We start from the raw sequence: 14026 nt of genomic DNA on the forward strand, positions 1-14026 counted from the left end.
CCTCTTCACTTCAAGGAATTCCCCATGAACATCTGCGGCATCGAAATCAAAGGCAGCGAAGCAATCATCGCCGTGGCCGCTCTCGACGGTTCGGCCTTGAGCCACGTTCCCCTTGCCACCAAGAAGATCGCCCTCGAAGACGATGACGAAGCGGCCAACGTGAAGTTGTTCGCGGCGCAAGTGGCGTCGTTTGTGCGGGAGAACTCGGTTGATCGGATTGCGATCAAGAAGCGCAGCAAGAAGGGTGAGTTTGCCGGTGGGCCGACCACTTTCAAGATTGAGGGGATTTTGCAGCTGCTGGATGGCTGTGAAGTGACGTTGTTGTCGCCGCAGACGATCAATGCGCAGGCGAAGAAGCATAATTTCGAACTGCCGGGGACGTTGAACAAGTATCAGCATGAGGCTTATAAGGCTGCGTGTTCGGCGTTGGTGAAGAAGTAACGCGATCAAACTGTAGGAGTGAGCCTGCTCGCGATGACGAAGTGTCAGTCGACATCAGTGTTGTCTGACTTACCGCTATCGCGAGCAGGCTCACTCCTACAGGGGTTTTGTGTGCATCCATTCAGGCCTGGGCGGTACGGCGGTCTTCGCGGGGACAGCGGGCGAATTTTGCGCGGTAACTGCGGGTGAAGTACGACGGCGATTCGAAGCCGCAGGCGATGCTGACTTCGAGCACGCTCATGTCAGTCTGGCGCAGCAGTTGCCGGGCCTTTTCCAAGCGCAGACGCAGGTAGAAATTGCTCGGCGTGTCGTTCAGGTGCAGCCGGAACAAGCGCTCCAGTTGCCGCCGCGTGACCTTGATCGATTCCGCCAATTGCAGCGTAGTCAGCGGCGGTTCGCTGTGCTGCTCCATCTCGCCAATCACCTGCACCAGTTTCTTGTTGCTGATCCCGTAACGCGTGGCCACTTCCATGCGCTGGTGATCTTTTCGCGGTCGAATTCGCCCCAGCACAAACTGCTCGCTGACCTGAATCGCCAGTTGCGGGCCGTGGGCCTGGGCGATCAGATCGAGCATTAAATCGATGGACGCGGTGCCGCCCGCTGAAGTGATGCGCCGACGGTCGATCTCGAACAGCTCCTGGGTCACGCTGAGCTGTGGATAAGATTCCTTGAAAGCGTCAATGGCTTCCCAGTGCAGCGTCAAGCGATGGCCCTCAAGCAACCCGGCTTCAGCAAGGACAAAGCTGCCGGTGTCGATGGCACCGAGGGTCACGCCTTCGTTATCCAGCCGCCGCAACCAGTGCTCAAGGGTTGGCGTGGCGAACTTCAGCGGTTCAAACCCGGCCACCACCAACAACGTCGCGCCTTTCTTCAACGGCTCCAGCGCCGCGTCGGCGTTGACCGACATGCCGTTGCTCGCCAACACCGCCCCGCCATCAGCGCTCAACACATGCCAGCGGTACAGCTCGCCACGAAAGCGGTTGGCCACGCGTAGCGGTTCGATCGCGGAAATAAAGCCGATGGCGGAGAACCCCGGCATCAGCAAGAAGTAGAAATCCTGGGACATGTGCGCACTCGGTTGGCGGGTAGCGTGGGATGTTGATACGCCAGTTGTCTTCGGCATTCAAGAGCGCAGGTCGCTACAGTGCAAATGCCAGTCGCCGCAGTGCGCTTTCATGGGCGTATAGCTGCGTAACTTTGCATCACCGGCGCATCAGACACCGGAACTCACAATAAACGACCTGCCGAGGAACCCGACATGAAACGACTGATCAGCAGCTGTGTTCTTGCACTCAGCGGTACCGCTTTCTTCAGCGCCAGCGTCATGGCGGCCGACCCGGCATCGTGCCAGAACGTGCGCATGGGCGTGGTCAACTGGACCGACGTGATCGCCACCAGTGCCATGACCCAGGTCCTGCTCGACGGCCTCGGCTACAACACCAAACAAACCAGCGCCTCCCAGCAAATCATCTTCGCCGGGATCCGCGATCAGCGCCTGGACCTGTTCCTCGGTTACTGGAACCCGCTGATGACCCAGACCATCACCCCGTTCGTCGACGCCAACCAAGTCAAAGTCCTCGAAGCGCCAAGCCTGAAAGACGCCCGCGCGACCCTCGCGGTGCCGACTTATCTGGCGGACAAGGGCCTGAAAACCTTCGCTGACATCGCCAGGTTTGAAAAAGAACTGGGTGGCAAGATTTACGGCATCGAACCGGGCTCGGGCGCCAACACGCAGATCAAGGCAATGATCACCAAGAACCAGTTCGGCCTCGGCAAGTTCCAGCTGGTCGAGTCCAGCGAAGCCGGGATGCTCGCCGCCGTCGACCGCGCCGTGCGCCGCAAAGAGGCTGTGGTGTTCTTCGGCTGGGCGCCGCACCCGATGAACGTCAACGTCAAGATGACGTATCTGACCGGCAGCGACGACGCCCTCGGTCCGAACGAAGGCATGGCCACCGTGTGGACCGTCACCGCGCCGAAATACGCCGAGCAGTGTCCGAACATCGGTCGCCTGCTGACCAACCTGACGTTCACCGCCGAGGACGAGAGCCGGATGATGCAGCCGCTGCTCGATCACAAGGACGCCTTCGAATCGGCCAAGCAATGGCTCAAGGATCACCCGGAAGACAAGCAGCGCTGGCTCGAAGGTGTGACCACGTTCGATGGCAAACCGGCCGCTGAAAACCTGCAGTTGACCAGCAAATAACCCTCTCTTGAAAAGCCCCTCTCCCAGATTGGGAGAGAGGACTGACCGACGCTTCGCAGCCCCGAAAAGGGCTGCGGACAGACCCATCACGCCTGAAGGAAACCGCACCATGAACCACGACGTCATCATCACCTGCGCACTCACCGGTGCTGGCGACACGACCGCCAAGAGCCCGCACGTGCCGGTCACCCCGAAACAGATCGCCGCTGCCGCCGTAGAAGCGGCCAAGGCTGGAGCCACCGTCGTGCACTGCCATGTGCGCGATCCGCAGACCGGCAAGTTCAGCCGCAACGTAGCGCTGTACCGCGAAGTGATGGAGCGCATCCGCGAGGCCGACGTCGACATCATCGTCAACCTCACCGCCGGTATGGGTGGCGATCTGGAGATCGGCGCCGGCGAGAACCCGATGGAGTTCGGTCCGAACACCGATCTGGTCGGCCCGCTGACCCGTCTGGCGCACGTTGAAGAACTGCTGCCGGAAATCTGCACCCTCGATTGCGGCACGCTGAACTTCGGCGATGGCGACACCATTTATGTGTCCACTCCGGCGCAACTGCGGGCCGGCGCCAAGCGCATCACCGAGCTGGGCGTGAAGGCTGAGCTGGAGATTTTCGACACCGGTCATCTGTGGTTTGCCAAGCAGATGATCAAGGAAGGTTTGCTCGACAACCCGTTGTTCCAGTTATGCCTGGGCATCCCGTGGGGCGCCCCGGCCGATACCACCACCATGAAAGCCATGGTAGACAACCTGCCCGCCGATGCGGTGTGGGCCGGGTTTGGCATTGGCCGGATGCAGATGCCGATGGCCGCGCAAGCGGTGCTGCTCGGCGGCAACGTGCGGGTCGGGCTGGAGGACAACCTGTGGCTGGACAAGGGTGTGCTGGCGACCAACGGCCAATTGGTCGAACGCGCCACCGAGATCCTCAGCCGCCTCGGCGCCCGCGTACTGACCCCGGCCGAGGGCCGCAAGAAAATGGGCCTGACCCAGCGCGGCTAAACGACCACTCATTTCCCACTGTGGGAGCGAGCCTGCTCGCGAAGAGGCCGGTACATCCGAAGCATCTTCATCAGCAGAGGCACCGCTTTCGCGAGCAGGCTCGCTCCCACAGTTGATCCCCGAACTATTCAGGAATGTCGCCATGAGCTTTATCACCGATATCAAAACCTTCGCCGCGCTGGGCAGCGGTGTCATTGGCAGCGGTTGGGTCGCTCGCGCCCTCGCCCATGGCCTCGATGTGGTGGCGTGGGACCCGGCCCCCGGTGCCGAAGCAGCGCTGCGCAAACGCGTGGCCAATGCCTGGGGCGCGCTGGAGAAAAATGGTCTGGCACCCGGCGCTTCGCAGGATCGTCTGCGCTTTGTTGCGACCATCGAAGAGTGCGTGCGCGATGCCGATTTCATTCAGGAAAGCGCCCCGGAACGTCTCGAACTGAAACTCGATCTGCACAGCAAAATCAGCGCCGCGGCCAAGCCGAATGCGTTGATCGGCTCGAGCACTTCGGGCCTGCTGCCGAGCGAATTCTACGAGAGTTCGACGCACCCGGAACGTTGCGTGGTAGGCCACCCGTTCAACCCGGTTTATCTGCTGCCGCTGGTCGAAGTCGTGGGCGGCAAGAACACCGCGCCCGAGGCCGTTCAGGCAGCGATGAAAGTCTACGAATCCCTCGGCATGCGCCCTTTGCATGTGCGCAAGGAAGTGCCCGGTTTTATCGCCGACCGCTTGCTTGAAGCGCTGTGGCGTGAGGCGCTGCACCTGGTCAATGACGGTGTCGCGACCACTGGCGAGATCGATGATGCGATCCGTTTTGGCGCCGGGTTGCGCTGGTCGTTTATGGGTACGTTCCTGACTTACACCCTGGCCGGCGGTGATGCAGGCATGCGCCACTTCATGTCGCAATTCGGCCCGGCGTTGCAGTTGCCGTGGACGTATCTGCCGGCACCGGAACTGACTGACAAGTTGATTGATGATGTGGTGGAAGGCACCAGTGATCAGCTTGGTCGTCACAGTATTTCGGCGCTGGAGCGTTATCGTGATGATTGCCTGCTGGCTGTGCTTGAGGCGGTGAAGAGCACCAAGGAAAAACATGGGATGGCGTTCAGCGAGTGATGGGGTTGGCATGACATCGCTGCCCTCACCCTAGCCCTCTCCCAGAGGTAGAGGGGACTGACCGAGTTGAATGTTCGAGTTACGCCGACTTGCACCATCGAGCCGAACTCAAGTTTTGAAAGGCCCCCGATCTGCTCCCTTTCCCCCTCGCCCCCCTGAGGGAGAGGGGACTGATCGCGTTGATTGTTCGAGTTACGCCGACTTGCACCACCGAGCCGAACTCAGGTTTTGAAAGGCCCCCGATCTACTCCCTTCCCCCTCTCCCCTTGGGGGAGAGGGCTGGGGTGAGGGGGTAGCTTTTGATCTTGAAGACCACCTAACTGCCGGAACCCAAATCATGCCGCACCTCACCACCTACCAAACCAGAATCATCCCCGACTGGGTCGACTACAACGGCCACCTGCGCGACGCCTTTTACCTGCTGATATTCAGCTACGCCACCGACGCCCTGATGGACCGTCTCGGCATGGACAGCAACAACCGCGAGGCCAGCGGCAACTCGCTGTTCACCCTCGAACTGCACCTTAATTACCTGCACGAAGTGAAGCTCGACACCGAGGTGGAAGTGCGCACGCAAATCATCGGCCACGACAGCAAACGCCTGCACCTCTATCACAGCCTGCACAAGGTCGGTGATGACCAGGAACTGGCCGGCAACGAACAGATGCTGTTGCACGTCGATCTCGCCGGCCCACGTTCGGCACCTTTCAGCCCGGACACCCTGAGCCGCCTGCAAAGCATCGTCGCCGAGCAGAAAGACTTGCCTGCCCCCGCTTACATCGGCCGCGTCATCGCGCTGCCACCTGCAAGGTAAATCCATCGATCACAAGGAACCGCCATGAACACCGCTGCCGCTGTTGCCGACTTCCGTACTTATCCGTTGATCAGCGCGCTCGGTGGCGTGCAGACCTTGGCGGATCGCGTTGCCATTGAGTGGGCTGACGGGCGCGTCAGCCCGTTCCACCATATCTGGTTGCGGGACAACTGCCCGTGTCCACAGTGCGTCTACAACATCACCCGCGAACAGGTCTTCGAGATCGTCGATGCCGTTGAAGACCTCAAGCCAGCTGTCGCACATATCGATACCCACGGCTGTCTGCGCATTGACTGGCAGGACGGCCACCTCAGTCGTTTCGATCCCGGCTGGTTGCGTGCTCACGCCTACGATGATGAATCCCGCGCCGAACGCTTGGCCGCCAAGCCCAAGCCTTATCTGTGGCACAGCGATTTGCAATTGCCGGTGTTCGAATACGCAACGCTGATGAACGACAACGCCGCCCTGCTGCAATGGCTGATCGCCTTACGCGACATCGGCCTGACCCAAGTGCGCGGCGTACCCACCGAACCCGGCTCGCTGAAGCTCATCGCCCAGCGCATTTCCTTTATTCGCGAGAGCAACTTCGGCGTGCTGTTCAACGTGCAATCCAAAGCCGATGCCGACAGCAATGCCTACACCGCTTTCAACCTGCCGTTGCACACCGACCTGCCCACTCGCGAGCTGCAACCTGGATTGCAATTTCTGCATTGCCTGGTGAATGACGCCGAGGGTGGCGAGAGTATTTTTGTCGATGGTTTTGCGATTGCCGATGCGTTGCGCAGCGAAGACCCGGCAGCGTTTCAGGCGCTGTGTGAAATACCCGTGGAGTTTCGCAACAAGGATCGTTATAGCGACTATCGCTGTCTGGCGCCGATCATCGCTCTGGATGCCTTGGGACGCGTGGCGGAAATTCGCATGGCGAACTTTCTGCGCGGCGCGTTCGATACGTCAGTGGAGCAAATGCCACGGTTGTATCGGGCTTATCGACGCTTCATCGCGATGACCCGCGAGCCGCGATTTCGGTTGATACAGCGACTCAATGCGGGGGAGTTGTGGTGTTTCGATAACCGCCGCACGTTGCATGCGCGCAATGCGTTTGACCCTGCTACCGGGGCGCGGCATTTTCAGGGCTGCTATGTCGACCGGGATGAATTGTTGTCGCGGATTCTGGTGCTGCAACGCTAGACCGCGTCATCGTTCTTCGCGAGCAGGCTCGCTCCCACATTCAACCTCATTCCCATGAAGGAACGCGGTCACCTGTGGGAGCGAGCCTGCTCGCGAAGGCGTCAGCAGCAACACACCGTTCTCTGATTCACAGGCAAAAAAACTCCGATCAAGCCGTGACAGGATCGGAGCTGAGGAGGGTACTGTTGAGGAGCTGCCAAGCGAGGGTGACCAAACCTTCGTGTTGCAAGCTGAGTTCAGTGTGCCCACTCCCTTGAGCGGCGAGTTAGCCGAAAACGACCTGTTCATAGCCGTCGCGGCCACTGCGACAAATCGCCCTTGCCGTGCCTCGGCATGCCTACCAGAATCGAGCCACGACCTCCGTTACCGAAGAAGGATGCGCGTCATGATGTATGCCGATTTGATCGATCAGGAAGATTTGTTGGGCCAGCTCAAGGCGTTGGGTATTCAAGTGCCCAGTGGCACGACCGCCGATCAGGCTTGCGAGTGCGCGGTGCGCGGTCTGGATAACGTTCGCGCGTTTGAACTGCGCAAGATGGTCAAGGACATGTACACCAGCGGCGCCAGTATTCAGCCGGCGGTGCGTCAGGCGATCGACAAACAGTTGTTGCCGGCCTTGGCGGACTACCAGCAAAGCCATAGCGCCTGACGTTGCTCACCTGATCGTTCCCACGCTCTGCGTGGGAATGCCTCAACGGACGCTCCGCGTTCGGCCTTTTGGGACGCAGAGCGTCCCGGGTTGCGTTCCCACGCAGAGCGTGGGAACGATCCTCATCAGAGCCTTACGCTGGCAAACGTCGATTCATTGCGCGCCTGACTCAACGCCGACATCGGCCCCGACAGCGGCGACATCACGATTGCCTGCGGCAGCGGCAGCATCGCCACTTGCTGGGTGGTATTGGAGCCTACGCGCTCGTCACGCGGCGGAATGCCGAAGTACTCGCGGTAGCACTTGGAGAAGTGCGGCGTCGAGACGAAACCACACACCGACGCCACTTCGATGATCGACATCGGCGTCTGCTTGAGCAACTGCCGGGCGCGAATCAAACGCAGCTTCAAGTAGTAACGCGACGGCGAGCAGTGCAGGTATTTCTGGAACAGGCGCTCCAGCTGTCGACGCGACACGGCGACGTACACTGCCAATTCATCCAGGTCGATCGGCTCTTCCAGATTGGCTTCCATCAGCGCGACGATTTCCTGCAGCTTCGGCTGGTTGGTGCCGAGCATGTGCTTGAGCGGCACGCGCTGGTGATCCTGTTCGTTGCGGATACGTTCGTAGACGAACATCTCCGAGATCGCGGCGGACAGTTCACGGCCGTGATCGCGGCTGATCAGGTGCAGCATCATGTCCAGCGGTGCGGTGCCGCCGGAACTGGTGAAACGGTTACGGTCGAGGGTGAACAAGCGCGTGCTCATGGCCACGCGCGGGAAAGCTTCCTGCATCGCCGCCAGACATTCCCAGTGCACGCTGCAATCGAAACCGTCGAGCAACCCGGCGCAAGCCAGCGCCCAACTGCCGGTGCACACGGCGCCGAGGCGCTTGGACTGTCGCGCCTGGCTTTGCAGCCAGGAAACGTGTTCGCGGGTGACAGTGCGTTGGATACCGATGCCGCCGCAGACAATCACAGTGTCCAGCGGCGGGGCTTTGTGCATGGAAGCGTCGGGAGTGATTTGCAGACCGTCACTGGCCCACACCTGACCGCCATCGACGGTGAGGGTGCTCCAGCGATACAGCTCGCGACCGGACAATTGGTTGGCCATGCGTAGAGGTTCTACTGCGGAGGCCAGAGAAATCAGCGTGAAATTGTCCAGCAGCAGAAAGCCGATGGATTGAGGCGCACGGTTCTGGGGTTGGGCCCCGGAGTTGAACGACGTCATCGCGGTATCTCCTCACACAAAGCGGGTGATGGCCTCAGGCGGAGGCTCTTGTTATTGCCAGCGTTCTCGCGTGGGAGACGGGCTTTGTTATGACAGAGCAATTGCCATGCCTAAAATTGAATGGCTGTTCAATAACTCCTGAAAACGACGTCGCGACGTGTCTATACGAGCCGTCCGACGAAAGGTGTTTCGAAGTGCCATTAGTGTTGTTGAGCGCCTTGCCCCGAGGGGTGTGAGCAAATCGGTAGCACTTGTGGGAACTGGCCTGCGCGCGATTGTCGGACAGTGTCACCGCAAGCACGGGTGACGGACGGTAGGAGAGCTGAGCGCGTGTAACAGGTGGGAAAGACTCTTATCTGATTACGACGCGCTAAAAGGTGGCGTGATTTATTGTCTGTGTTCACTTGGTGAGCAGTTTTGACTGGTCTGGCCCCTTCGCGAGCAGGCTCGCTCCCACAGTAGATCTCCAGTGAACACAAAATGTGTGAACGCCAGGGTCCAATGTGGGAGCGAGCCTGCTCGCGATTGGGGCAACGCGGTCTCAGCACTCAACCGCACTGACCGCCAACCCACCCCGCGATGTCTCTTTATATTTGTCATGCATATCCGCACCGGTATCACGCATGGTGCGGATCACCCGATCCAGCGAAATAAAATGCTGACCATCACCACGCAACGCCATCTGCGCCGCGTTGATCGCTTTCACCGCCGCAATCGCATTGCGCTCGATGCACGGCACTTGCACCAGGCCACCGACCGGATCGCAGGTCAGCCCAAGGTTATGTTCCAGGCCGATCTCCGCCGCGTTGCACAATTGCTCCGGCGTAGCGCCAAGAATCTCCGCCAGCCCCGCCGCCGCCATCGCGCACGCTGAACCGACCTCGCCCTGACAGCCAACTTCGGCGCCCGAGATCGACGCATTCTTCTTGCACAGAATCCCCACCGCCGCCGCACCGAGGAAGTAGTCGACCACGTTGGCGTCCGTCACCGCTTCGCTGAACTTCATAAAGTAGTGCAACACCGCCGGAATGATCCCCGCCGCGCCATTGGTCGGCGCCGTGACCATGCGCCCACCCGCCGCGTTTTCTTCATTAACAGCCAGCGCAAACAGATTGACCCACTCCATCGCACTGAGCGTCGAGCCGATCACATTGGGCTTGCCCAACTCCTGAAGACTGCGGTGCAACTTCGCCGCGCGCCGCCGTACATTCAATCCGCCAGGCAGGATGCCTTCGTGTTTCAGCCCCTGCTCGACGCAGTCCTGCATCGCCCGCCACAGCTTCATCAGACCGGCGCGGATTTCTTCTTCACTGCGCCAGACCTTTTCGTTAGCCATCATCAGTTCGGCAACGCGCAGGTTGTTGTTCTTGCACAGCTCCAGCAGCTCGACCGCGCTGGAAAAGTCATAAGGCAATTCAGTGCGATCCAGATCGAGCACGCCACTGGACGCCTGCGCTTGATCGACGACAAAACCGCCACCCACCGAATAGTAGGTGTCGCGATGCAGTTCGCCGTGATCGCCCTCGGCCACAATCGTCATGGCATTGGGGTGGAACGGCAGGTTCTCGTCGATCAGACGCATGTCCCGCGCCCAGACAAACGGCACCGCCAAACGACCGTCCAATAACAGCGTGTGAGTTTCACGCAGGGCCTGAATGCGCGGGCCGATCTGCGACGGGTCGATTGCGTCCGGCCACTCGCCCATCAGGCCCATGATCACCGCGTTGTCGCTACCGTGACCAATGCCGGTCGCCGATAACGAACCGTACAGCTGCACTTCGATCCGCCGCACCTGCTCCAGCTGGTGCTTGTCGCGCAGCGACTCGACGAATAACGCCGCGGCGCGCATCGGCCCGACGGTGTGGGAACTGGAAGGGCCGATGCCGATTTTGAACAGGTCGAAAACGCTGATAGCCATTGCTGCAGAGCTCCTGAGGATACCGGTCCGGGGCGCAAAAGCGCCCGCTGGCGGAGCTGCTACGCTCAAGCTGCGATCCGCCGGAATGCCCGCATCATCAGGCTTTTGTCGGAGCGCACGGCGTCTGACACCGACGCACTCATGTCCACCAGCGCCGCGCCGTTTTCGCCCAGGTTTTTCGCCGTTTTTGTACGGTTCAGAGGGCCATTCGGGGCTGAAAAAAGCTGTAAACGACGTCACTGACACTGGATGCGACCATCCCTGTACTGGATACGACCCCCCCTGTAGGCGTCAGATTTTCACTGGTACATGATCGTTATGACTCGATTGCAAGGCGCCGTGGTAGAGCTGTCTCCAGAACGCCATCCAACCGCAACCTATAAGTGCGGTGGTCCACAGTCGGAACACTGCCAAAAAAAACACCAAGGAGTCCATCCATGAAAGGTTCCCCGTCGTTGTTGTTGGCCGCCATGCTGAGTCTGCCGTTACTGGCGCAAGCTGCAGAACCGGCGCAGTGCAGTACCGTTAACTTCTCCGATGTCGGCTGGACCGACATCACCGCCACCACCGCCACCACCTCCGTTGTCCTCAACGCCCTCGGCTACAAGACCAAGACCACCATGATCTCCGTGCCCGTGACCTACAAGTCGCTGGCCGACGGCAAGAACATGGACGTGTTCCTCGGCAACTGGATGCCGACCATGGAAAACGACATCAAGGCCTACCGCGACGCCGGCACCGTGGAAACCGTGCGCACCAACCTCAAGGGCGCCAAGTACACCCTCGCCGTGCCGCAAGCCCTGTATGACAAAGGTCTGCATGACTTCGCCGACATCGCCAAATTCAAGAAAGAGCTCGACGGCAAGATCTACGGCATCGAGCCTGGCAACGACGGCAACCGCCTGATCCAGAGCATGATCGACAAGGACGCCTTCGGCCTGAAGACCGCCGGTTTCAAAGTCGTCGAATCCTCGGAAGCGGGCATGCTCTCGCAAGTGGATCGCGCGCAGAAACGCGACACCGCCGTGGTCTTCCTCGGCTGGGCGCCGCACCCGATGAACAAGCGCTTCAAGATTCAATACCTGACCGGTGGCGATGATTTCTTCGGCCCCGATTTCGGTGCGGCGACCGTGGCAACCAACACCCGCAAGGGTTACGCCACGGAATGCAGCAACGTTGGTCAGTTGCTGAAGAACCTGGAGTTCACCGTCGACATGGAAAGCGAACTGATGGGCAACATCCTCGACGACAAGATGAAGCCTGACGCGGCCGCCAAGGCCTGGCTGAAAAAGAATCCACAAGTGCTCGATACCTGGCTCACTGGCGTGACCACCATTGACGGTAAACCTGGCCTGGAGGCCGTGAAAGCCAAGCTTCAGTAATCGCTTATGCCGGGTGGGTTCGCCCACCCGGGCTGTTTATTTCCTTGCATGCGGACGTTCACTACCATGCTGATTGATCAGAAAATACCTTTAGGCCAGTACATCGCGGGCTTCGTTGAATGGTTGACGCAACACGGCGCCAATACCTTCGACGCAATCGCCGTGACCCTGGAAACGATGATCCACGGCGTGACGTTTGCGCTGACCTGGTTCAACCCATTGGTCTTGATTGGCCTGATTGCAATCATCGCCCATCTGATTCAACGCAAGTGGGGCCTGACCGCGTTTGTGGTCGCCTCCTTCCTGCTGATCCTCAATCTGGGGTACTGGCAGGAGACCATGGAAACCCTCGCCCAGGTCATGTTTGCGACCCTGGTCTGCGTGGTCATCGGCGTGCCATTGGGCATCGTCGCCGCGCATAAACCGATGTTCTACACGGTCATGCGTCCGGTACTCGATCTGATGCAGACCGTACCGACCTTCGTTTACCTCATTCCTACCCTGACCCTCTTCGGGCTGGGTGTGGTGCCGGGCCTGATCTCCACGGTGGTGTTCGCCATCGCTGCGCCGATCCGCCTGACCTACCTGGGCATCCGCGATGTCCCGCAAGAACTGATGGACGCCGGCAAGGCCTTCGGCTGCTCGCGTCGCCAACTGCTCTCACGGATTGAACTGCCTCACGCCATGCCGAGCATCGCGGCCGGTATCACCCAGTGCATCATGCTGTCGTTGTCGATGGTGGTGATCGCGGCACTGGTAGGCGCCGACGGACTCGGCAAACCGGTGGTCAACGCACTGAACACTGCTGATATCGCCCTGGGCTTCGAAGCGGGCCTGGCGATCGTACTGCTGGCGATCATGCTCGACCGTATCTGCAAACAACCCGACGCCAAAGTAGGGGGTGACGCATGAGCATAATTCGCTTCGAAGACGTTGACGTAATCTTCTCCAAAGATCCGCGCGAGGCACTCAAGCTGCTGGATCAGGGCATGACCCGCAACGAGATCCTGAAGAAGACCGGACAGATCGTCGGTGTGGAAAAAGCCACGCTGGATATCAACAAAGGCGAAATCTGCGTGCTGATGGGCCTGTCCGGTTCCGGCAAGTCGAGCCTGCTGCGCTGCATCAACGGCCTCAACACCGTGAGCCGCGGCAAGCTGTTTGTCGAGCATGAAAACCGCCAGATCGACATCGCCTCCTGCACCCCGGCCGAACTGAAAATGATGCGCACCAAACGCATCGCCATGGTGTTCCAGAAGTTCGCCCTGATGCCGTGGCTGACGGTGCGCGAGAACATCAGTTTCGGTCTGGAAATGCAGGGCCGTCCGGAGAAGGAACGCAAGAAACTCGTCGACGAAAAACTCGAACTGGTTGGCCTGACCCAATGGCGCAACAAGAAGCCTGACGAACTCTCCGGCGGCATGCAGCAGCGCGTTGGTCTGGCGCGGGCGCTGGCGATGGACGCCGATATTCTGCTGATGGACGAACCGTTCTCGGCGCTCGACCCGCTGATCCGTCAGGGTCTGCAGGATGAACTGCTGGAACTGCAACGCAAGCTGAGCAAGACCATCGTCTTCGTGAGCCATGACCTCGACGAGGCGCTCAAACTGGGTAGCCGCATCGCGATCATGAAAGACGGCCGGATCATCCAGTACAGCGTGCCGGAAGAGATCGTGCTGAACCCGGCGGACGATTATGTGCGCACGTTCGTGGCGCACACCAATCCGCTCAACGTGCTTTGCGGGCGCAGCCTGATGCGCACACTGGACAAGTGCAAACGCATCAACGGTTCGGTGTGTCTCGATCCGGGCGGCGATTCGTGGCTGGACCTGGCCGAAGGCAACACCATCAAAGGCGCACGGCAGAATGGTTCGGTGCTGAACCTGCAGAACTGGGCACCGGGGCAAGCGGTCGAGGGCCTGGAGCGCAAGCCGACGCTGGTGGACTCGAACATCGGTATGCGCGATGCGCTGCAGATTCGTTATCAGACCGGCAACAAGCTGGTGCTGCACGATAACCATCATGTGGTGGGGATCTTGGGCGACAGCGAGCTGTATCACGCGCTGTTAGGCAAGAACCTCGGTTAAGGCGGGATAA

General features: G+C 59.9%; 13 protein-coding genes. 10 read left to right on the forward strand and 3 right to left on the reverse strand.

The genetic code is table 11. The features are described 5' to 3' along the window. The first annotated feature begins 24 nt into the window (after nucleotides 1-24). Nucleotides 25-441: a DUF3010 family protein gene (locus QOM10_RS27095; RefSeq protein WP_064388145.1), complete on the forward strand. Its 417-nt coding sequence runs from the start codon at nucleotides 25-27 to the stop codon at nucleotides 439-441. A 121-nt stretch (nucleotides 442-562) separates the two neighbouring features. On the opposite strand, the gene QOM10_RS27100 is transcribed toward QOM10_RS27095, so the two are convergent. Continuing rightward, nucleotides 563-1507, reverse strand: coding sequence for a GlxA family transcriptional regulator (locus QOM10_RS27100; RefSeq protein ID WP_316917232.1), 945 nt, complete (start codon nucleotides 1505-1507; stop codon nucleotides 563-565). 192 nt (nucleotides 1508-1699) lie between these two features. Here QOM10_RS27100 and QOM10_RS27105 point away from each other — a divergent pair, with 192 nt between their 5' ends. The 6 genes from QOM10_RS27105 (at nucleotide 1700) to QOM10_RS27130 (ending at nucleotide 7400) form a co-directional block, all read left to right on the forward strand. Next, nucleotides 1700-2644 carry a choline ABC transporter substrate-binding protein gene (locus QOM10_RS27105; RefSeq protein WP_316917233.1) on the forward strand — a complete coding sequence of 315 codons (945 nt, stop codon included), beginning with the start codon at nucleotides 1700-1702 and terminating at the stop codon, nucleotides 2642-2644. Between the two features lie 109 nt (nucleotides 2645-2753). Further along, the gene (locus QOM10_RS27110; RefSeq protein ID WP_316917234.1) at nucleotides 2754-3641 is read left to right on the forward strand and encodes a 3-keto-5-aminohexanoate cleavage protein; all 888 of its coding nucleotides are present in this window, start codon (nucleotides 2754-2756) and stop codon (nucleotides 3639-3641) included. A gap of 142 nt (nucleotides 3642-3783) precedes the next feature. Next, entirely contained in the window at nucleotides 3784-4749 is a 966-nt protein-coding gene (locus QOM10_RS27115) for an L-carnitine dehydrogenase (protein ID WP_316917235.1), read from the forward strand. Between the two features lie 337 nt (nucleotides 4750-5086). Further along, complete coding sequence (locus QOM10_RS27120) at nucleotides 5087-5563, forward strand: thioesterase family protein (RefSeq protein ID WP_316917236.1); 477 nt, start codon at nucleotides 5087-5089, stop codon at nucleotides 5561-5563. A gap of 24 nt (nucleotides 5564-5587) precedes the next feature. Next, nucleotides 5588-6751 (forward strand): gamma-butyrobetaine dioxygenase, encoded by a 1164-nt coding sequence (locus QOM10_RS27125; protein ID WP_150749710.1) that lies wholly within the window; start codon nucleotides 5588-5590, stop codon nucleotides 6749-6751. Between the two features lie 385 nt (nucleotides 6752-7136). After that, nucleotides 7137-7400, forward strand: coding sequence for a hypothetical protein (locus QOM10_RS27130; protein WP_016983943.1), 264 nt, complete (start codon nucleotides 7137-7139; stop codon nucleotides 7398-7400). A 125-nt stretch (nucleotides 7401-7525) separates the two neighbouring features. On the opposite strand, the gene QOM10_RS27135 is transcribed toward QOM10_RS27130, so the two are convergent. After that, complete coding sequence (locus QOM10_RS27135; RefSeq protein WP_007949927.1) at nucleotides 7526-8629, reverse strand: GlxA family transcriptional regulator; 1104 nt, start codon at nucleotides 8627-8629, stop codon at nucleotides 7526-7528. 541 nt (nucleotides 8630-9170) lie between these two features. Beyond that, nucleotides 9171-10547, reverse strand: coding sequence for an L-serine ammonia-lyase (locus tag QOM10_RS27140; protein WP_316917237.1), 1377 nt, complete (start codon nucleotides 10545-10547; stop codon nucleotides 9171-9173). Between the two features lie 437 nt (nucleotides 10548-10984). Between QOM10_RS27140 and QOM10_RS27145 the strand changes: the two genes are divergently transcribed. The 3 genes from QOM10_RS27145 to choV all read left to right on the forward strand — a co-directional run bounded on the left by QOM10_RS27145 (nucleotide 10985) and on the right by choV (nucleotide 14016). Continuing rightward, nucleotides 10985-11929 carry a choline ABC transporter substrate-binding protein gene (locus QOM10_RS27145; RefSeq protein ID WP_102900069.1) on the forward strand — a complete coding sequence of 315 codons (945 nt, stop codon included), beginning with the start codon at nucleotides 10985-10987 and terminating at the stop codon, nucleotides 11927-11929. Between the two features lie 66 nt (nucleotides 11930-11995). Further along, nucleotides 11996-12841: a choline ABC transporter permease subunit gene (gene choW / locus QOM10_RS27150; protein WP_095121426.1), complete on the forward strand. Its 846-nt coding sequence runs from the start codon at nucleotides 11996-11998 to the stop codon at nucleotides 12839-12841. Beyond that, the gene (gene choV / locus QOM10_RS27155) at nucleotides 12838-14016 is read left to right on the forward strand and encodes a choline ABC transporter ATP-binding protein (protein ID WP_160042146.1); all 1179 of its coding nucleotides are present in this window, start codon (nucleotides 12838-12840) and stop codon (nucleotides 14014-14016) included. Before choW ends, choV begins: the two co-directional genes overlap by 4 nt. Nucleotides 14017-14026: the final 10 nt, after the last annotated feature.

Origin of the sequence: Pseudomonas sp. P108, from assembly GCF_032613195.1 — a bacterium.
Lineage (GTDB): Bacteria > Pseudomonadota > Gammaproteobacteria > Pseudomonadales > Pseudomonadaceae > Aquipseudomonas.